The organism is Chlorobaculum thiosulfatiphilum (genome assembly GCF_006265165.1).
Taxonomy (GTDB): domain Bacteria; phylum Bacteroidota; class Chlorobiia; order Chlorobiales; family Chlorobiaceae; genus Chlorobaculum; species Chlorobaculum thiosulfatiphilum.
In genome coordinates this window covers 131,188-150,537 of record NZ_VDCH01000002.1, presented here as the reverse complement: position 1 = coordinate 150,537, position 19,350 = coordinate 131,188, and the positions used below count along the sequence as shown (strand labels likewise).

Genomic DNA, 19,350 nt, shown 5'->3' with positions numbered 1-19,350 from the left:
CGCTTTGGTGATAGGTTCCCGACAGCCGGGGCTGCATTTTGGATGTAGGCAGGCAGATCAGAGCCCATGCCATTGAGGGTCAGTCTCTGCCCGAAAAAGGTCTGTATGTGCGTTCCTTCACATCGCGCTCGAAAATCAAAAAGGGCATCTCTCTGATTGCCGTGCGCTGAAGGGGGGAGTCCTTTTGGCGCTACGGTCAATCTTTGAGATGCCCGTAAGATGCAGTTCATGCAATAATGCCTGCCGAACGCAGTACGGTCGCAAGCTCCGGTTTATCCCCAGATATCCTTGCTGATATTGGTGTACCAGCCCTCGGCGAACATCGCCTCCTGCGCCAACTGGTCGTCGCTCGCATCGGCAGGCGTAAGTCCTCCCGATCCCGGTATTTCGATAATGCCAGTCGCGGCGAACTCATAGACTCCAGCCACGGAGATGCCGTATTCCGGCCCGATCAGGCTGTAGCAGGTATTGACCAGAGACGGCGGAGCCGGTTCCTGTCCGCGAAGCATATTGATGATCGCCGCTGCGGCAACCTTGCCCTGGCTGCTGGCCGCGAAGCCGGATTTCGGCATGGCGCCGGCGATGCAGGCGTCGCCGATGACGTGAACGCCCTTGTGCAGCGTCGATTCGAACGAGGCGGGATGGACCGGGCACCACCCTTTTTCATTGGTAAGACCCGCGTCGAAAGCGATTTTGCCGGCCTTCTGCGGCGGGATGATGTTGATCACCGCGCCTTTGATCGCGCCGAAATCGGTTTCAACCGTCATGGCCTTGGCATCGACGCCAAGAACCTTGCCACCGCCAGTCGAGCTGTGCCATTCGATCATGCCCGGATAGAGCCGCTCCCATCCTTTGGTGAAGAGTCCCTGCTTGGAGAACTTCTCTTTGGCATCGAGAATGATGACCTTCGATTTCGGCTTGTGTTTTTTCAGGTAGTGCGCGACCAGACTGGCGCGCTCGTATGGGCCGGGAGGGCAGCGGAACGGGTTGTCCGGCGGACAGATGAGAACGGCGCCGCCATTTTTCATCGTCTGAAGCTGGCGATGCAGAAGCACCGTCTGCGGGCCAGCCTGCCAGGCGTGAGGTATTTTCGATTCGGCGATTTTCTGGCTGTATCCCGGAATGGCGTCGTACTTGAAATCGATGCCGGGAGAGACGACGAGACGATCATAGCCGATAACCCTGCCGCCCGCAAGCTTGAGCGTACCTTTCGCGGCATCGATCGAGACGACCCTGTCGGCAATGACGTTCACGCCATGTTTGGTGCGGAGTGCCGTGTAGGTGTGGGTGATGTCTTTCATGGTTTTCAGTCCGCCGAGCACCCAGTTGCTGAACGGGCAGGTAATGTAGGAGAGCTTCTGCTCGATCAGCGTCACGGAAATTGACGGATCGAGCTTTCTGAGATATTTGGCCGTAGCCGCGCCGCCGAACCCACCGCCGACGACAACCACATGTTTTTTCGATCCGCCAGCCGCAAAGGTATTGCCGCTCATGCCGAAAAGTCCGAATGCCGAACCGGCGACGCCCGATACAAGCAGTTTGTTGAAATCACGCCTTGAAATACTCATGACCCTTTTCCTCCGGTTAATTTTTCTTTTTCGACAGATTTCCGAAATACTCGGCAATCAGGTGAATCTCTTCAGGCGTGTAACCTTTGGCATGTCTGCCCATTACCGTGGACATCCGGGCGCCGGATTTGAAATCGAGCAACGCGGATTCGATATAGCCGGTGGTCTTGCCGTAAATCGAAGGCATGATGCTTGAGCTTTTACCGTCGGTGCCATGGCAGCCGGAGCAGGAAAGCGCCAGTATCTGGCCGCGTTCACGCATCTTGGCCGGATCCATAGCTGGAGTCGGGGCCGGGGCGGCAACCGTAGCCGGCGCTGGCGCGTCGGCGGCCATCACCGTACTGCCGGCATGAAACAACGGCACTACGGTGAACACCAGGCCCAGCATTACGTTCTTTTTTGGAAGCATAACGGGTTCTCCTTATTTACATTGCATGAACTGGATCGAAGTGAAGTGAAACGCACGAATAATAATGGCGAATAACGATCAGAAAATCCGCTGACAGCCTCGGAAGACAACGTGGAATCTCCAGCTAACTGGCAGAAGCCGGGGGAAAAGAGGTGACGTCAACAGGTTTTGCAACAATTGTTAATATAGGGTAGGGCGCTTTGTGATGCAAGTAAAATAGCGATGCAGCCATGTATTCATATAGCCCTGAGTAAGCAATAGTTTTGAGGCCGGAGGGGTTGGCGGGACTGTTCGCTATTTTTTTTTCGCGCCGCATCCTGTTGTTTAATAGTGGTTTACGGGTTTATGCCAGCGATCGTGAATGGTGGCGAGGCTGGGTCGTGAATACAGGGCGTCTCTGAAAAGTGTGATGAGCGGTTCGTGTACAAGGCGGACGGAGCGCAGAAACCGGAGTGCACACAGGGCACACGAGGAGTTCGAGCATCGCCTAACGCAGCATTCGAAACGCGCAATAAGTTTTTAGCGATGCCCTTCTTGCAGAGGATGCCGTCTGCTGAAAGGGGCGCGGGATTTCGCTGCTTTTCCGGTGATGCTGGTTCCCGCATTATCGGTTAACCCGTTAATCTGTTTGTGCTTACTGCACTAATCGGGTTAGAGCGAGCCCCCCTTTTTCCGAAATGATCAGGGGGCTGACTGGCTTTGACTCGTCGAGGTCAGTTGTATGCTTCGATCTTGACTCTGCCGATGCCGTTGTCAACGAGGTCGAGTTTCTTGGCGGCGGCTTTCGAGAGATCGATGATCCGGTTTTTTTTGAATGGCCCGCGGTCGTTGATCTTTACGAAGACCATTTTTCCGTTGTTGAGGTTGGTTACCCGCACGATGGTTCCGAATGGAAGCGAGCGGTGGGCGGCGGTGAACTCTTTCATGTCGAATGTTTCGCCGTTTGCCGTTGTTCTTCCGTGGAATCTGGTGGCGTAATAGGATGCCTTTCCGACAGCGACCATGAACCGGTCAGCGTTGGGACGAGGCTTTGCTGTGCTCCGGGATGAGCTGCTTTTCTGGGAAATGGTGTGGTTTATGGCTCCGTTCTGGCTGGCAAGAGCGCTGGACGGAGAGGCTGACATGATGAGTGATAATGCCAATGCAAGGCGGCAGTACTGGGTAAAGAGTTTTTTCATAATCGCATACTGGTTAATGCGCGGCTACCGGGTCTGATGGTGCGTATGGTTTCGGTTTCTTTCATGGGAGTGTTTTTGGTAGAGCGCTGTTTTGTTTCACGGTAATTAACTCGTGGGCTAATATAATAAAAAGGTTTTTAAAGTGCGAAATCCTGTTGTTTTGCCTGATCTTGGTGCGCTATAATGGATTTTGTTTGTTTTTTAAGTTGCTTTAATTATTGTCGTTAGCTGTTTCTCTTTGCCGGTTTTTTTGCTTGCCAGGGAGGCTGTTTTGAATAAAAGAATGGCAAAAAATGTTCGGGTTTGCGTTGTATCTGGTGCGGTTATGCGCGTGATTAACGCATTGCGGAGCGGCGATGCCCGGATTTTGCGCGCTGCTCGACGGAAGCTTTTAAGCGGCGCGTACTGTTGAATCAATCTGACAGAAGACGCGTTCGGATTGGCCATTTTTAGCAGCTTCGGCAACGTGAGAAACAAGCGTAAAGGATATTCCGGAAAGTGGATAGCGGCCCTCATGCTGATGGCGGTGTCATTGCTGTCGCTCATGCTGTTTGTTCATGCAGCCGGGCCTGCTGACAATCTGATAGAGCAGGGAGTCCAGAAGGGGCTTCGGGGGGATTATCCGGGCGCGATCGAAAATTTAAACCGCGCCATACGTCTGGACCCCGCCGATCCGGATGCGTATTACAACCGTGGCCTTGCCCGCGGTTCGATTGGCGACCTGAAAGGAGCGCTTGCCGATTACAGCAAGAGCATAAGCCTCGATCCTCGTTCGTTCGGAGCCTACAATAATCGCGGATTTACCCTGGCGGCGCTTGGCCGGTATGCCGAGGCCAATGCGGATATGTCACGCGCGATAGCGCTAAAGCCGGATATGGCGGAGTTGTACAACAATCGCGGTACGGTCAGGACATCGATGAAGAGGTATGCACTGGCGATCGCCGATTTCACCAGGGCCACGGAACTCGATCCGTTGCTCGTTGGCGCTTACAACAATCGGGGCCTCGCCAGAAATCTCTCCGGCGATCTCTCCGGCGCGGTTGCCGATTATCTCAAGGCCGTCGGTATCGATCCTCGCTACAAAGTGGCGTGGTACAACCTGGGCAATACTCATGTGGCGCTCGGGGAGGCAAAAGAGGCCGTCGAGGATTACTCGAAGGTGCTGGTGCTCGATCCCGACATGCTTGCGGCCCGGAACAACCGGGCCTTCGCGCGACTCTCGCTGGGCGATTATCCGGGCGCGCTGGAAGATTTGAATCGTGTTGTGTCGGCCTCTCCGCAAAATGCTTCTGGGTGGTACAACAGGGGTGTCGTCCGGAGGCTCGCCGGGGATCGCCAAGGCGCAATGGAAGACCTCCGGCGGGCATCGGCGCTTGGAGATTCGTTGGCTGACGAGGTGCTCCGGGAGATGATGAGCCACGACAGCGTTTCGCCGTAAGCCGCGGCTTGGGGCCTTGCTTGTAATTGAGCCTGATTGTGTATATTCTTTCGTTTTTAATTATCCGAAGCTTGTGTAGCCGTTCGTTAATATTCGAGCTTGTAAGCCATATCCGGCGTTCCTCCTGTGAGGGGCCTCAGCAGCCGTAATCAGTTTTTCTGCGTGAACCCGTTGCGGTAACAAGAACTTTCCTGCCTATGTCCACGACATCCGGAGATTCTCATTTATCTTCTCGTTCTCACTCCAGCAGGTCTGATCCCAAGCGCCTTCTCACCCTGTCGTTTGCCGCGCTTGGCGTGGTGTTCGGCGATATCGGCACCAGCCCGCTCTATGCGATCCGGGAGTGTTTTCATGGTGAGTTCAGCATTCCCGTAACCACTCCCAATGTGCTCGGGGTGCTTTCGCTGCTGATCTGGGCGCTCCTCCTGATCGTCACGCTGAAGTACCTGACCTTCATTATGAGGGCTGATAACGAAGGTGAGGGCGGCATTCTGGCCCTGACCTCCCTGATCATTTCCCACAGCAAGAAGAGCAAGAGCGAACGGTGGATTCTGGTTAGTCTCGGCCTGTTCGGCGCGGCGCTGCTCTATGGCGACGGCATGATTACGCCGTCGATTTCAGTGCTCAGCGCCGTCGAGGGCATCCAGCTCATCGCGCCGAGCTTCACTCCCTTCATGATCCCCGTGACGATTGCCATTCTGGCCGGGCTGTTTCTTTTCCAGCATCATGGCACAGCCAAGGTCGGGTCGTTTTTTGGGCCCATTATTCTGCTTTGGTTCACTTCGATTGGGCTGCTCGGTCTGGTTGAAATCGTCCGTTATCCGCAGATATTGCAGGCTGTTTTTCCGTGGTACGGAATCGAGTTTCTCATGAACAACCAAGCCAAAGGGTTCATGGTGCTTGGCGCGGTTTTTCTTGCCGTGACCGGCGCGGAGGCGCTGTATGCCGATATGGGCCATTTCGGCAAACGCCCGATCCGGCTGACCTGGCTGGTGCTGGTGTTACCCTCACTCTTGATGAACTATTTTGGACAGGGGGCGGTGCTGCTCTCCGAGCCTGAAAAGTCATACAATCCTTTTTATGCGCTGGTGCCCTCCTGGGGCCTCATTCCCATGGTCATTCTGGCGACGCTCGCGACAATCATCGCTTCTCAGGCGCTGATTACCGGGGTTTTTTCGCTGACCCAGCAAGGTATTCAGCTCGGTTACATTCCGAGACTCACCGTGCGGCACACCTCGGCCAGCCACATCGGCCAGATTTACGTTCCTGCGGCCAACTGGTCGCTGATGTTTGCCACGATTGCGCTGGTCGCCGGTTTCGGTTCGTCCAGCAAGCTCGCCTCGGCGTATGGCGTAGCGGTGACGGCAACCATGCTGATTTCAGCCGTGCTGTTCTATTATGTCGCCCGTGATCTCTGGAACTGGAATCGTACGGCCATCAACCTCCTGATGGGATTTTTCCTGATTATCGACCTGTCGTTTTTCGGGGCCAGCGTCAGCAAATTGCTTCACGGCGCATGGTTCCCTCTGGTGGTCGGCGCCGTGCTCTTCACGGTCATGCTGACCTGGAAGCAGGGACGCAGGCTGCTGCAAAAGCAGATCGCAGATCGTACGCTCACGGTTGCCGAGTTCGTTGACAGTCTTGCCATTCAGCAGCCCCAACGGGTCAAGGGCCAGGCGGTCTATCTGACGGCAAACCCTGACGTGGTGCCGATGGCTCTGTTGCACAACATGCGACACAACAAGATTTTGCACTCCGAGGTCGGGCTGCTCAACTTTTCGACCGAGCGGGTGCCGAGGGTGCCGAACAGCAAGAAGGTCGAGGTGGTGCAGCTCAATTACGGCATGTACAAGATTATCGCCAGGTACGGCTTCATGGAGTACCCCAACATCCGGCAGGTGCTCGCGCTGGCCAACCAGCAAGGGATGCACTTCAGGCCCGAGGCTATCAGCTTCTTTCTCAACCGGGAGAAGATCGTGACGGGTATGAAATCGAAAATGAGCCTCTGGCGGAAAAAGCTGTTCGCCCTGATGGCTCGCAACGCGCTGAGCGCTACGGCATATTACGATCTCCCTTCGGGCCAGGTGATCGAGATTGGTGTGCAGGTGCAGATTTGATACTGCAATTTTCCTGTTTGTATTTGTTTTCTATATAGTATTATGTACATTGGCATATAGAAACGGGAACAGGCAGTCTAAATACCGATGCAAGAACTTGTCCAGCAAATCGTTGATCACCCGGCCTCGTCACTGCTTGTCATTTTCAACCTCATCGTGATCGAGGGGCTGCTGTCGGTGGACAATGCGGCAGTGCTTGCGACCATGGTTCTTGACCTGCCCCCACAAGAGCGTCCGGCAGCCCTGAGGTACGGTATTTTCGGCGCTTATCTGTTCAGAGGTCTTTTCCTGGCTTTTGCGGCCTCCCTGGTCAGTATCTGGTGGCTCAAGCCTTTTGGCGGTCTCTACCTGCTCTATCTTGTCTGGAGCTGGTGGAACAGCCGGGGCGCGACGGATGCGGGCTCGCGGAATAACGAAAAGCGCAACAATCGCCTCTATCGATTTGTCGCAGGGTGGCTTGGCCCATTCTGGGCTACAGTGGTGTTTGTCGAGATGATGGATATCGCGTTTTCGATCGACAATGTCTTTGCGGCGGTTGCTTTCACGGATAATCTCATTCTGGTCTGTGCCGGAGTTTTCATCGGTATTCTGACGATGCGTTTCGTTGCCTATGGCTTTATCCGGCTTATGGAAGAGTATGCTTTTCTGGAGAGTTGCGCCTATATCGTGCTCGCTGTTCTGGGGCTGCGGTTGACCTTCAGCGTATTCGAGCATCTCTGGCCGGAAATGGCGATCAGCAGCTATCTCGCGGGACACCAGGCCGATGTAGTTATGTCGGTCATCACGGTGACCATTTTCCTTGTTCCGGTAGTTACCAGCGCCCTGTTCAATGTTCCGGCCAGGGAAACCGATGGATGAGACGCGGATGGTTTTTCCTGTTTCTCGAAGCGACAAACGCCGCTTGCCCTTGGCATGAATGCGAACCGGTTGTTTCGCATTATTATCGAATCGAATTGTTAACAGCTATTTATCCATTATCATGAGCACACATAGCGGATTCAATCATCGTCTCAGAAATTATATTCTCAAAAAGCACGGTTCGGTCAACGCTTTTTGCCGGGCGGTAGGCATCAAGTACCCGGCGCAGATGACTCCATATCTCAAAGGCAAGTGTCTTCCCGGAAAAAAGATGCTTGACCGGCTTGAAAAGGATGGAGCCGATATCGACTGGATCCTCACCGGTCATGCGGTCGGGGAACAGGTGAGTCCGATCAGTGACGCTCTGGCGCTTTCCCGATACCGCATGGATATTGACAATCTGCTGCGGCAGGTGCGTATGCATATCGGCAGGTTCGAGGAGCGCCTCAAGCCGGCTATCGAAGCATACGCCGTTCTGGACGATGAAGAGAAGATTGTCGATCTGAGCAGTTCGATCGAGAAGTTTCTCGGTTTCTCGCCTGGTTCGCTTGCCGGGATGTCGCTTGCGGAAATCCTCCATCCGGATGATTACCTGCACTTCAAGAGCGCGCTCGATCGCCAGAAGCCCCATGAGGCGGTGCTCATGTTCTATTCGAGGTTCAAGACCGGCGATGGTTCCTGGCTGAATGTCGAATGGAGCCTTTCGGTCAAAAGAAAGCCGATGACCGACCAGAACGAGTACGCGATGATTCTGCGCAAAACCGACAACCAGCTTTTCTGACCGGTTCCGGCAAGGCAAGCATTCCGAACCGTCCAAAGCCAGCAAGTTCAGGCCTCTTTCGCTTTCGTGGCAGAGAGGCTTTTTGCGTTCCGTCGCTATTCGCCGCTTGGCGTTCGCCCTCAGGTCGAGCGTCAAGCTTGTGACGAGAACAAACTATTTTTTCCCGCCTGTGGTTGGGTAAGGAAAAAAGGAGCGTTGTATGCGTCTGATTCTCATGACGGGTAAAGGTGGGGTTGGCAAAACCTCGATGGCGGCGGCCACCGGAATGCGCTGCGCCGAGTTGGGCTATAAAACCATGGTGCTGAGCACCGATCCGGCCCACTCGCTCGCCGACAGTTTCGATGTGCCGCTTGGCCACGAGCCGCGCGAGGTGCGCCGGAATCTCTGGGGCGCGGAACTCGATGTGCTCGAAGAGCTGGAGCAGAACTGGGGCAGCGTCAAGCGCTACATGACCGAGGTGCTCCAGGCCCGCGGGCTGGATGGTGTGCAGGCCGAGGAGCTGGCCATCCTGCCAGGCATGGACGAGATTTTCGGGCTGGTACGGGTGTTCCGTCACCACAAGGAGGGCGATTACGACGTGCTGATCATCGATTCCGCGCCGACCGGTACCGCCCTGCGTCTCCTGAGCATTCCGGAAGTGGGCGGCTGGTACATGCGGAGGCTCTACAAGCCGCTCGAAAAAATGGCGGTCTATCTGCGTCCGCTCGTGGAGCCGATCTTCAGGCCGCTCGCCGGATTTTCGCTGCCCGACAAGGAGATGATGGATCTGCCTTACGAGTTTTACGGGCAGATCGAAGCGCTTGGCAAAATTCTGACCGACAACAGCGTTACCTCGGTGCGGCTCGTCACCAATCCGGAGAAGATGGTCATCAAGGAGTCGCTCCGTGCGCAGGCCTACCTCAGCCTCTACAACATCTCCATCGACATGGTCATCTCCAACAGAATCATTCCCGACGAGGTGACCGATCCCTATTTTCAGTACTGGAAAGAGAACCAGAAGCTCTACCGGCAGGAGATCATCGACAGTTTCAGCCCGCTGCCCGTCAAGGAGGTTTCGCTCTACTCCCGTGAGATTTGCGGGCTTGCGACCCTCGAAAAGCTCAAGGAGATGCTCTATGGTGACGAAGACCCGTCGCAGGTCTATTATCGCAGAAATCCATACCAGATCAAGCAAACGGAGGGCGGATACGATCTCGAACTGCTGCTTCCCAACCTGCCGGACGAGACGGTTCAGTTGAGCAAGAGCGGTGACGAGCTGAATATCAGAATCGGCAACCACCGGCGGAACATGGTGCTGCCCCAGGCTTTGGCCACGCTCAGAACCACCGGGGCGAGAAGGGAGGGCGACCGGCTTGTTATCGGATTTGCGGAAGAGATTTCCTGAACGGCATGGGTCGATCGTGGCTCTTGGGGAAAAAAGAGCCGCGCGAATGGCTATGATGAAAAAATTGTAGAGTTTTTTCTGGTTTTTTTTATACAATCAACGATAACTAACTTTTTTATACCAATCTGTATGCCGTTCGATCGACGGAAAGGAGGGGGGATGATGCCTCAATTCAGGGTCGGAGATTCGATTATTTATCACAAACCAAAAAGCTCCGTATCGCCAGGCCCGAGAGCCAGGCAGGTTTACGCCCTCGAACATGGCGAACATTATCACTACGTGGTTGACAAATACTGGAAAGTGAGCTCAGTCAATGCCGACGGCACGATCGAAGTGGTTACCCGCACCGGCAAAAAGCATCTTCTGCCGGTCAGCGATCCCAACATTAGTAAAGCACACCCATTGCTGCAGCTTCTTCACCGGAGGCGCTTTCCCAACTGAACCGGAACAGCGCCCTTCGTCACGCATTTCGCCATGAAAGGCGCTGTCACCAGCTTTCCCTCAGCTCTCCCATTCACCAACCGGCTCCGATCCGGTACGGAGGTGTTTGACCTCGGTATCGAACCAGAGCGGCTTTTCATGCCGGAGCATACTCGCCACGACCTGGAACTCTGCCGGGTGGGTGAAAAGATGGTTCTCGATGAGCTGGTTGCTCGAATCGTACAGGGCGATCCGCCCGTTGTGCTCCGCCAGGTCCCAGCGGCTGTAGTAGCTTGCGACAAGAATGTTGGCCATATCCGGTTCAGCGTTGAGTCATCGGTTATTTATCGGTGAAAACGGCATTGTTGAGCGTCGCCCAGCTTCGCGTCGCCTTTTTGCCCGCCGGTGTGATCGTTGCCGATGAGATGACGGCATCGGTCAGGTTCACGCCGATCAGCGTCGCGCCGGTCAGATTGGCGCCTTTCAGCGAGGCTTTTTCCAGGTTGGCGTCCAGCAATGAAGCTTTTGACAGATTTGCTCCCTCCAGGTTCGCGCCGTAAAGCGTCGCGCCGTAAAGCTTCGTCCCTTGCAGATTCGCGCCCGAAAGGTCGGCATTTTTCATGTATGCCCGTTCGAGGTTCGCGCCTTCGAGATTGACTCCCTTCAGATTCGCCTCTTTCATGTCGGCTCTCTGGAGATTCACTCCGGCCAGATCCGCGCCGGCCAGATTGGCCTTGTCGAGGTTGGCTTGCTCGAAATCGGATTTCGACAGCGAGGCTTTCCGCAGATCGACGCCGCCGAGTTCGGCGTGGCCGAGTTTCTCCTCGGTCATCTCGATTTTCGCCTCGGGATTGTTCTGCCGCATCGCATTCCACTCCTCGACCTCCCTCACATCGGGCGCAGGCGGCGCCGGAACGGCCTGGGCGCTACCGGCAGGCATGTTTTCCGGAATGACGATCGGCGCGGCCATGACCGGCGGCACGAATTCCGGCGGCGCGGCGGGAGCTTCCTTGACGAAACGGGCATCGCGCATCGTCGCCCAGCCGCGAGTGACCGGTGCGCCCGAAGGCAGCACGGTATTGTTCGACAGCGCCGCGTCTTTGAATGTGGCGTTTCCGATGAACCTGGCATTGTCGAATTGTACGCCCTTGAGGTTCGCCCGCTCGAAATCCGCTTCGAACAGCACCGTATTCTTGAGGCTTGCCCGCTCCAGATCGGCTCCGCCCAGCTTGGCCCACCGCAGGTTCGCGCCAGCAAGATTGGCCGCCTTCAGCGAGGCGTCCTTCATGAATGCGCCGCTCAGGTTCGCGCCCGCCAGCCAGGCTCGCGAGGCGTTGGCCGATTTCATGTTGGTTTTTTTCAGGTAAGCCATCGACAGGTTCGCGCCTTCGAGGTTTGCCTGGTCGAGCGAAGCGCCGCTGAGGTCGGCTTTGGAGAGATTGGCCTTCGACAGATTCGCCCCTTTGAGATTCGCGTCTTCGAGGTTGGCCTTGGAGAGATCGATGGCAAGTTCTGGCTGCTGGCTGCGCATGGCGTTCCACTCGGCGACGCTTTTCTGGAGCAGCTTCAGTTGATCGCGGTTATAGGCATTGGCGATGGTTGGGGAAGAGAGTGAGATCGCAAAAATGATTGCCGGAATGGCAGTGCTATGGATTTTCATGGTGCGATGTTGAGTGATGCCTGAATAAAGTTGATTTGAAGGGGAGGCTGGTCGTTTTCGGTGCTTGCCGCCGCAACTTCTGCAACTTAATGAAAAAGAGAGAGAGTCCATCGAAGCCCCGCCCGGATGATGTTTTCTTCCGGTAAAAAAAGCATGCAGGAAACAGAGTGCTTGCCAAAATGGTTTTTTATCGATACCGGCATGAAAAGAAAAAAAAGGAAACGGAATTATGGCTGAAAAATCGGGATACGGAAAAAAAGTGCTTGTGGCCGGAGCTACGGGCAAAACGGGCACTTGGGTCGTCAAGCGGCTTTTGCACTATGGCGTACCGGTCAGGGTCTTCGTTCGTTCGGAGGAGAAAGCGAGAAGCCTGTTCGGTGACGGCGTCGAAGTGGCCATCGGCAAAATCCAGGATGCCGAGGCGATCGGCCAGGCGGTCAGTGGCTGTGACGCGGTCATCTCCGCACTCGGCTCCTCGTCGATAAGCGGCGAGGCCTCGCCATCGGAGGTTGACCGCGACGGCGCGATCAGGCTGATAGACCAGGCTGCCAAAGCTGGCGTGAGCCATTTCGCGATGGTCAGCTCCATCGGAGTGACCAAATGGTTCCATCCGCTCAACCTGTTCGGCGGCGTACTGAGCATGAAGCTTGCCGCCGAGGAGCATCTGCGCAAAACCTTTGCCGCCGCGGGGCGCTCGTACACGATTGTCCGCCCCGGCGGCCTCAGGGATAGCGAGCCGCTTCAGCACCGGCTTCATGTCGAACAGGGCGATCACTTGTGGAACGGCTGGATGAACCGGTCGGACGTTGCCGAGCTGGCCGTACTGTCGCTGTGGGTCGAAAAGGCGGCCAACAAAACCTTCGAGGTCATCATCGACGCCCCCGAACCGCAGCAGTCGCTCGCAGGCTATTTCGACAAGCTGTCGTAAGAGCGGAATCGGGAGGCCCGCCCGCCGGAGCTTCGAGCTGTCGAGGCTCCGGTTATGGCAGGTGGTTGGCAATCGCGAATGGGCGGTTCAGATTTTTTTTGCCGGAAGGATAGAACCGATGGCGTTCGCAACGGTGTTGACTCCCGACTGGGCGACCGAAATGGCCGAGTTGGCCACGGCTCCCGCCAGGTTGACCACCGCGCCTCCAAACTCGCCGAGCGCGCCGGTCACGGTTCCGGCAGCCTCGCTCACCGTCTTGACTGATGCCGAAACAGCGTCCGTCACGCTCTGCGCGGCGCTGGTGACTGCGGGCACTGCGGACTGGATGGTATTGGAAACGAGATTGAGCTGGTTAACGCCTGCTTCCGTTATGCTTTTGACGGCGAAGTCGAATGACTTCATCGTGTCGATTTTTTCTTCGTCTGCCATAATGCATCTCCTTTTTTGATAGTGAGTTGAACCTTCGAGTAATTGATGTCTATCCCGGCGTGGTCAGCAAATGCTGAGTACCGTGAAAATTAACAGCGCGGGTATTTCTGTAAAAATGTACTCATTCGCGGATAACCCTTCAAGCGAAGGGCGAACGGAAAACAAAAAAAGGGCGCTGTAGCCCTTTTTTTGTTTAGACACGAGTGATGTTCACTCCTGAAATCTGCTTTTCACCTCTTTTGTCGGCGTGGCATAACCGGAATACCTCGGAGAGGAGCCTTTCAGCCCTGCACTGCCACCATAAAGATGGGGATAGGCATTCGCGCCGAGTCTTTTGGTGGTTTTGCCGATATTCTCAAGAGCGTCACCGACTACCCACCAGTGGCCATCGATAAATACCTCAAGAAACCTGCCATAGGCTTCAGCTCCCTGGACGAATGCTCCGGCTGGGTTGTTCATGGTGAAAATTTCCTTGTTATGATATGAATGGTCACAATTTAACGCAAGTTAAAAAAAATAACATACCGGCGCAACACCGATTTGTCGGTGTTTTACCAGTCAGGCTAACATGCGCAGGCACATGAGCAGTTCCTGACCGCCGAACGGCTTTTTGAGCGTGGCATTCGCCCCGACGGCATCGGCAAGCAGCAGGAAGTTTTCAGGACCGGCTTTCCCGCCACCCGATATGGCCAGAATTTTCAACGTCGGATTGATTTTGCGTACCTCCATGATGGTTTCGATTCCCTCTTTCTCAGGCATGATCAGATCGGTGATGATGATGGAGATATCTCTCTCTTGCTGAAGTTTTATCAGCCCTTCAGCGCCGTTTTCTGCTTCGGTTACGACGTAATTTTCCTTTTTCAAGGTTGTGGCTATGAACTTTCTGACGGATGGATCGTCGTCGATGACAAGAATTTTCATGTTTCTTTAAGGGGATTTGGTTGATGAGAGAACTTCGTTGACCGCCGAGGCCAACTGGGCGAGTTTGACCGGTTTTTTCAGCAGACGGTTTATACCATAGTGCTTTAGCGGCGTGTCGTGGTCAATGATTTTACCGTATCCGGTCATCAGAATGACTGGAATCGAGGGAGAAATTTTGTGAATTTCGCTGGTCAGCTGGATGCCGGTCATGTCGGGCATGGTCAGGTCGGTGATGACCAGGTCGAACTGATTGGCTTGCTCTCTGAAAAGATTCAGCGCCTCGACAGGAGATTTTTCGGCGCGGATGTTGTAGCCCAGTTTGGTCATCATGATCGTCACCATCTGAACCGCCGCCGGTTCGTCATCGACAAAGAGGACATTGGCGGTATATTTCGCGGGTTGTAGCTTTTCCTCCGGACTGTTGCTGCTTTTGTTTTCGACAACCGGCAGCCAGACATGGAATGTCGATCCCTTGCCCGGGTCGCTTTCGGCGCTGAGTTGTCCGTTGGCGGCGGTTACGATGCCATGAACGACCGACAGGCCAAGTCCTGTGCCTTTTTCGATTGATTTGGTCGTAAAGAATGGTTCGAAAATACGCTCTATGGTCGGTTCGTCCATGCCGGTTCCGGTATCTGAAACGGTCAGTTCGATATAGTTGCCATCAGGCAGCTTCGGGACGACTGACGGCGCGCCGTTTTCGGCGCTGATTTCCCTGAGACCGATCTTCAGGACTCCGCCGGTTTGCTCCATCGCGTGGAAGGCGTTGGTGCAGAGATTGACGACGACCTGGTGCATCTGGGTCGGGTCGGCAAGAACGTTGCGGCACGAATTGTCGATATGCTCTTCGATGGTAATGGTCGATGGCAGCGAAGGACGCAAAAGCTGTATGGCTTCGTCGATGATCTCCTGGATGCTTACCGACGCGGCTTTGCCCTCCTCGGCCCTGCTGAAGGTCAGAATCTGGCCTACGAGCTTTTGGGCGCGTTCGGCAGCCTGCATGATTTCAGCGAAATATTCATGCATCGGATCATCCTCGCCAATGCCGGCAAGCCCCATTTCAGAGTAACCGAGAATCGGGGTCAGGATGTTGTTGAAATCGTGAGCGATGCCGCCGGCAAGGGTGCCGATGGTTTCAAGCCGCTGTGATTTGCGCAGTTGCGCTTCGAGTTGCCGCGCCTCTTCGAGGCTGGTGATCCGGTCGGTTATTTCGCACAGGAGGCCGTCGATTCCCGAAAAAAGGCCATCATCCGAGAACAATGATCTCATGTGGTCTTCGATCCAGCGCACCCCTCCCTCCGGGGTGGCAATCCGGTACACCAGCGTCCGGGATTGCGGGGCTTCCCTGAGTTTGCTGTACGCGCCGGCCACCATGTGCCGGTCATCATGGTGAATCATCGAAAGGGTGTTGAACAGAGGAGTTCCATGATGCTCGGACGCGAGCGCTTTCAGAAACTCGGGAGGCTTGGTGCGGATGATGGTTTGCCCAGCCGCATCGATGTGGTACATCGCTCCCGGGATATTGTCGATAAGGGCTTGCAACTCTTCTTGCGCTTTTTTTGCGTCCGGTTTGCATTTATCGCGCTGAGCGTCCAATGCCTGCCGCGATCCGGTGAGCTGTGACGGTTTGCCATTCCGGTCGCGGCGGGTGATCTTGCCCCGATCGACCACTCGGATCCATTCGCCACTTTTGTGGCGCACACGCAATTCGAGATCAAGAGCGCCCTCCGCTGCGTCAAGAAACTCGTCCATCGAGCTGGCGACCAGCCCGAGATCATCCGGATGGCACAGTTCGCGCCACTTTTCAATGGTCATCGCGCCGAACTCGGCAGGGCCGTGACCGGTTATGTTCGCCCATTGCCGGTCGATACGGATCGTTCCGCTCTCGACCTCCCACTCCCAGAATCCCGCGCGCGCCGATTCGAGGGCGGTATCCAGAGCCTCGGCCCGCTGTTCGGCTATCGCGGCCCTGCTTTCAAGCATGGCGATCTTTTTCTCAAGCGCCACGATGCCGCCCTCGGGCATCCTGCTGTCAGCGCCTGCCGGCGAATCCGGGTGGTGACTGTCCATTACTGAAAGTTTGTTGCTTTGCGCAGTTCACTGATGAATCGGTTTTCTGACATTTCAAATCGCGCAAATCCGGCCTATCGGTTCAGCTCGTCGATGATGCTCAACAGCTCGCAACTTTCGAACGGCTTGCACAGCGTGGCGTCGGCTCCGACGGCTTTGGCCCGGTTGAGATAGTTTTCCGGAATGCGGATGCCGCCTCCCGAGATGGCGACAATTCTGATCCAGGGAAAATCTTTCCTGAGTTCGCTGATCATGGCGATGCCCTCTTTTTCCGGCATGATCAGGTCGGTGATGACCATGCGTATCTCTGGCGTTTTCCTGAGAATCTGCAACCCTTCGTTGCCATTGGAGGCCTGAACGGTGCTGTAGCCGTCCTCTTCGAGAATGTCGCAGATCATCTGTCGGATGTCTTCCTCATCCTCGATGACCAGGATGGGATCGTTGCTTTTCATGGTTCGTCGTGTCTTCGATGTTATTCAGAAACCCCGTTCCGGTTCGTTGCAGCGTGGACGGGATGCGGGAGCATGACCGGCAAATATATGCTCACAAGATACAGCTTTGTTTGCAAAAATGATTATTCCCGCGCCAAAGAGTCCTTGCCTGGAAGTAGCGCCTCGACTACGGCTGTCGTCAGTATGTTGACCGTGACAGAAACTGCAATGTACCATGTCCATGCAAGACCGAGAAATTTGAGCAGGAACACCACCGCTATGCTGGCCAGCAGCCCGGCAATGAGGCTGGAAGAACGGTAATGCCTGCCGCTTTTCGAGAGCAGGAACAGGCCGAGCAGGCCGCCATAGGTGAACGAGGCGATCTCGAGGCCAAGCATGACAATCGCTTCGTTGCTTTCGTCGAACAGCAATGCGATGATGATGAGCACGACCGCCCACGCGAGGCTTATCACTCTCGATACCGTCAATGAAGTCCGTCCGCCGAGAATATCGTTCACGGTCGATGAGGCCAGCGAGTTTATGGCCGAGCTGTGGGTTGACATGGCCGCCGAGAGTACACCGGCGACCAGAAGACCTTTCAAGCCAACGGGCAGATAATGAACGATAAACCAGGCGAATTCACGATCCTTCTGCATCGGGACGCCGTGCATGAACATCCAGATCAGTGAACCGGCCAGCAGGAATACCGAAAACTGGAACAGCACGAACAGGCCGCTGCCAATCATCGCTTTTCGCGCGGCGCCGAGATCGCGGCAGCCCAGCACGCGCTGAACCATCATGAAATCGACGCCGTGCGAGGAGAGCGAAAGCAGTGTGCCGCCAATAAAAGCGCTGAAAAAGGCGAGCGGCTTGGTGAAAATATGCGGATCGGGATCGATGATTTTCAGCTTGCCCGCCGCAAAGAGCGCTACGGCAACGTCCGAAAGCGGCATGTCAAGGCTCTGGAACAGGAAGGCGACGGAGACGAGTCCGCCGAGCAGATAGAGGCCGAACTGAAAACTTTCGAGCCAGACCACCGCCTTGAGGCCGCCGGAGAGGGTATAGACCAGCGTCACCGTGCCGATGATGATGACCGAAAGCGGTAACGACCAGCCGGTGACCACCTGCACCACCACGCCCGCCGCCAGAAACCGGATGGCGTCGCCGAGGGTTCTGGTGATCAGAAAAACGACCGAGGCGACTTTCTGCATCGGTACTCCGAACCGGATGCCGATGACCTCGTAAATAGAGCTGACGCCGTGCTTGAAATACATCGGAAGCAGGATGATGCTCACCAGAATCCTGCCGACGATGTAGCCCATCGCCAGCTGCAGGAATGTCCAGTCGCCGCGATACGCCACGCCGGGTACGCTCACGAAGGTCAGCACCGAAGTTTCCGATGCGACGATTGAAAACATCGAGGCGATCCAGGGAAGCTTGTGGCTGCCGAGGAAATAGTCGCTGGTGCTTTTGTTGCTTTTTCCATGCCAGAGGCCGAAGAGCGTATTTCCGACCAGAAACAGGATGACGATAGCAAGGTCTATGGGGTGCATAATCGATGGTATCCGGGTCAGTTGTCGTAGAGATGAAACGTGGGCTTGATCGCCGCGAACGCCGCCTCGTCCCTTTCCCACGAAGCGATGACGGTTTCCGCCGGAGCGCCGCCGAGGATCATCGAGCGGATCGCTGAGCTTCCGGCAAGCAGGTCGAAGGCCGGGATGTCGTCCCGGAACTCGTACACGCTCTCCAGAAATTCGAGCTGCTCCGGCCAGAGTTCGCGCAAGGCGCAGGTCATGGCGACCGCCGTGGCAAAGGGGCGGAATCGGGCGTGGTCGGTGACGTGCAGATAAATGCCGCCAATTGCTTCGCCTGCGTACTTGTGGAAGGTCGGGCGGAACCAGGTCGGACGGAAAACGACGCCCTCCAGTGGCACCGACGCGAGTCGCTCGGCCAGGGCTTCCGGATCGACGAAGGACGCGCCGGAGAGCAGGAAGGGCGTGGTCGTGCCGCGTCCCTCCGAAACGTTCAGCCCTTCGAAAAGGCACATGCCGGGATAGACCTCCGCTGTCTCGAACGACGGCATGTTCGGCGAGGGCGGCACCCACGGCAGGCCAGTCTCCGGAAAGAGCATCTGGCGCGACCAGCCCTGCATCGCAATGACGCTAAGGTTGAGATCGAGCTTTTTGTAGTCGCGCCAGAAGTGGGCGATCTCTCCGGCGGTCAGTCCGTGGCGCACTGGCGTCGGCATGACGCCGACGAAGGAGTGAAACGCCGGGTCGAGCAGTGGCCCCTCGATCAGCTCGCCGCCGAGCGGGTTCGGGCGGTCGAGCACCATGATCTCGATGTCGAGTCCCGATGCGGCCTCCATGAAGAGCGCCAGCGTGTTGACGTAGGTGTAGTAGCGCGAGCCGACATCCTGAATGTCGAAGAGCACCAGGTCGAGTCCGTCGAGCAGCTCGCGGGCCGGGGCGAGCGACTGCTCGCTGTCTCCGTAGAGGCTCACGATCTGGCAGCCGGTGTCGGGCTGGCGCGTGACGGCGATCTGATCCTGCTCGACGGCGAACAGACCGTGCTCCGGCGAGAAGATTCTCGCGAGCCCCACACCGGCGCGGCGCAGGAGAACCCACGAATATTCGAGCTGCATCGAAACCGAGGTCTGGTTGGCGATCAAGCCGACGCGCCGGTTCTTCAGCATTTCGGGATTCCGGAGCAGTATGTCGAGACCGTTGATGACCATGCCGTTGCTGTTTGCGCTGTCAGG

Annotated in this window: 21 protein-coding genes; 8 read left to right on the top strand and 13 right to left on the bottom strand. The window is 56.0% G+C overall.

What is annotated here, in order from left to right:
* Positions 1-272: 272 nt before the first annotated feature.
* The 3 genes from FGF66_RS02085 to FGF66_RS02075 form a co-directional block, all read right to left on the bottom strand.
* A complete protein-coding gene (locus FGF66_RS02085; RefSeq protein ID WP_170181164.1) occupies positions 273-1,568 on the bottom strand; it encodes an NAD(P)/FAD-dependent oxidoreductase in 1,296 nt (431 codons plus the stop codon).
* Between the two features lie 16 nt (positions 1,569-1,584).
* Positions 1,585-1,977, bottom strand: a complete 393-nt coding sequence (locus FGF66_RS02080) for a c-type cytochrome (RefSeq protein WP_246046501.1) — start codon at positions 1,975-1,977, stop codon at positions 1,585-1,587.
* Positions 1,978-2,690: 713 nt separating this feature from the next.
* Entirely contained in the window at positions 2,691-2,981 is a 291-nt protein-coding gene (locus FGF66_RS02075; RefSeq protein ID WP_407923803.1) for a septal ring lytic transglycosylase RlpA family protein, read from the bottom strand.
* Here FGF66_RS02075 and FGF66_RS12910 point away from each other — a divergent pair.
* Positions 2,980-3,192, top strand: a complete 213-nt coding sequence (locus tag FGF66_RS12910; RefSeq protein ID WP_246046508.1) for a hypothetical protein — start codon at positions 2,980-2,982, stop codon at positions 3,190-3,192. The genes FGF66_RS02075 and FGF66_RS12910 overlap by 2 nt on opposite strands.
* A 164-nt stretch (positions 3,193-3,356) precedes the next feature.
* Here the strand turns inward: FGF66_RS12910 and FGF66_RS02070 are convergent, their stop codons facing one another.
* Positions 3,357-3,701 (bottom strand): hypothetical protein, encoded by a 345-nt coding sequence (locus tag FGF66_RS02070; protein ID WP_139456042.1) that lies wholly within the window; start codon positions 3,699-3,701, stop codon positions 3,357-3,359.
* Between FGF66_RS02070 and FGF66_RS02065 the strand changes: the two genes are divergently transcribed.
* From FGF66_RS02065 to FGF66_RS02040, 6 genes are all read left to right on the top strand, one after another.
* A complete protein-coding gene (locus tag FGF66_RS02065) occupies positions 3,700-4,593 on the top strand; it encodes a tetratricopeptide repeat protein (RefSeq protein ID WP_139456041.1) in 894 nt (297 codons plus the stop codon). The genes FGF66_RS02070 and FGF66_RS02065 overlap by 2 nt on opposite strands.
* Before the next feature lie 197 nt (positions 4,594-4,790).
* Entirely contained in the window at positions 4,791-6,710 is a 1,920-nt protein-coding gene (locus tag FGF66_RS02060; protein WP_170181163.1) for a potassium transporter Kup, read from the top strand.
* Positions 6,711-6,797: 87 nt separating this feature from the next.
* Complete coding sequence (locus FGF66_RS02055) at positions 6,798-7,568, top strand: DUF475 domain-containing protein (protein WP_139456040.1); 771 nt, start codon at positions 6,798-6,800, stop codon at positions 7,566-7,568.
* Positions 7,569-7,689: 121 nt separating this feature from the next.
* Entirely contained in the window at positions 7,690-8,349 is a 660-nt protein-coding gene (locus tag FGF66_RS02050; protein ID WP_170181162.1) for a PAS domain-containing protein, read from the top strand.
* Positions 8,350-8,548: 199 nt separating this feature from the next.
* A complete protein-coding gene (locus FGF66_RS02045; protein WP_139456038.1) occupies positions 8,549-9,733 on the top strand; it encodes a TRC40/GET3/ArsA family transport-energizing ATPase in 1,185 nt (394 codons plus the stop codon).
* A gap of 162 nt (positions 9,734-9,895) precedes the next feature.
* Positions 9,896-10,174 carry a hypothetical protein gene (locus FGF66_RS02040; protein WP_170181161.1) on the top strand — a complete coding sequence of 93 codons (279 nt, stop codon included), beginning with the start codon at positions 9,896-9,898 and terminating at the stop codon, positions 10,172-10,174.
* 60 nt (positions 10,175-10,234) lie between these two features.
* On the opposite strand, the gene FGF66_RS02035 is transcribed toward FGF66_RS02040, so the two are convergent.
* On the bottom strand, positions 10,235-10,468 hold the full coding sequence (locus FGF66_RS02035; protein ID WP_139456036.1) for a hypothetical protein: 234 nt from the start codon (positions 10,466-10,468) through the stop codon (positions 10,235-10,237).
* Positions 10,469-10,493: 25 nt separating this feature from the next.
* Positions 10,494-11,813 (bottom strand): pentapeptide repeat-containing protein, encoded by a 1,320-nt coding sequence (locus FGF66_RS02030; RefSeq protein ID WP_139456035.1) that lies wholly within the window; start codon positions 11,811-11,813, stop codon positions 10,494-10,496.
* Between the two features lie 229 nt (positions 11,814-12,042).
* On the opposite strand from FGF66_RS02030, the gene FGF66_RS02025 reads away from it, so the two are divergent.
* Positions 12,043-12,741: an SDR family oxidoreductase gene (locus tag FGF66_RS02025; RefSeq protein ID WP_139456034.1), complete on the top strand. Its 699-nt coding sequence runs from the start codon at positions 12,043-12,045 to the stop codon at positions 12,739-12,741.
* A gap of 87 nt (positions 12,742-12,828) precedes the next feature.
* On the opposite strand, the gene FGF66_RS02020 is transcribed toward FGF66_RS02025, so the two are convergent.
* The 7 genes from FGF66_RS02020 to FGF66_RS01990 form a co-directional block, all read right to left on the bottom strand.
* Positions 12,829-13,170 (bottom strand): hypothetical protein, encoded by a 342-nt coding sequence (locus FGF66_RS02020; RefSeq protein WP_139456033.1) that lies wholly within the window; start codon positions 13,168-13,170, stop codon positions 12,829-12,831.
* Between the two features lie 210 nt (positions 13,171-13,380).
* Complete coding sequence (locus FGF66_RS02015; protein WP_069810818.1) at positions 13,381-13,629, bottom strand: bacteriochlorophyll c-binding family protein; 249 nt, start codon at positions 13,627-13,629, stop codon at positions 13,381-13,383.
* Between the two features lie 99 nt (positions 13,630-13,728).
* Positions 13,729-14,091, bottom strand: coding sequence for a response regulator (locus FGF66_RS02010; protein WP_139456032.1), 363 nt, complete (start codon positions 14,089-14,091; stop codon positions 13,729-13,731).
* Positions 14,092-14,097: 6 nt separating this feature from the next.
* Complete coding sequence (locus tag FGF66_RS02005; protein WP_246046499.1) at positions 14,098-16,158, bottom strand: hybrid sensor histidine kinase/response regulator; 2,061 nt, start codon at positions 16,156-16,158, stop codon at positions 14,098-14,100.
* Positions 16,159-16,232: 74 nt separating this feature from the next.
* Positions 16,233-16,610 carry a response regulator gene (locus tag FGF66_RS02000; protein WP_139456031.1) on the bottom strand — a complete coding sequence of 126 codons (378 nt, stop codon included), beginning with the start codon at positions 16,608-16,610 and terminating at the stop codon, positions 16,233-16,235.
* Positions 16,611-16,732: 122 nt separating this feature from the next.
* Positions 16,733-18,142 carry a sodium:solute symporter gene (locus FGF66_RS01995; RefSeq protein WP_139456030.1) on the bottom strand — a complete coding sequence of 470 codons (1,410 nt, stop codon included), beginning with the start codon at positions 18,140-18,142 and terminating at the stop codon, positions 16,733-16,735.
* A 17-nt stretch (positions 18,143-18,159) separates the two neighbouring features.
* Positions 18,160-19,326, bottom strand: coding sequence for an exo-beta-N-acetylmuramidase NamZ family protein (locus FGF66_RS01990; protein WP_139456029.1), 1,167 nt, complete (start codon positions 19,324-19,326; stop codon positions 18,160-18,162).
* Positions 19,327-19,350: the final 24 nt, after the last annotated feature.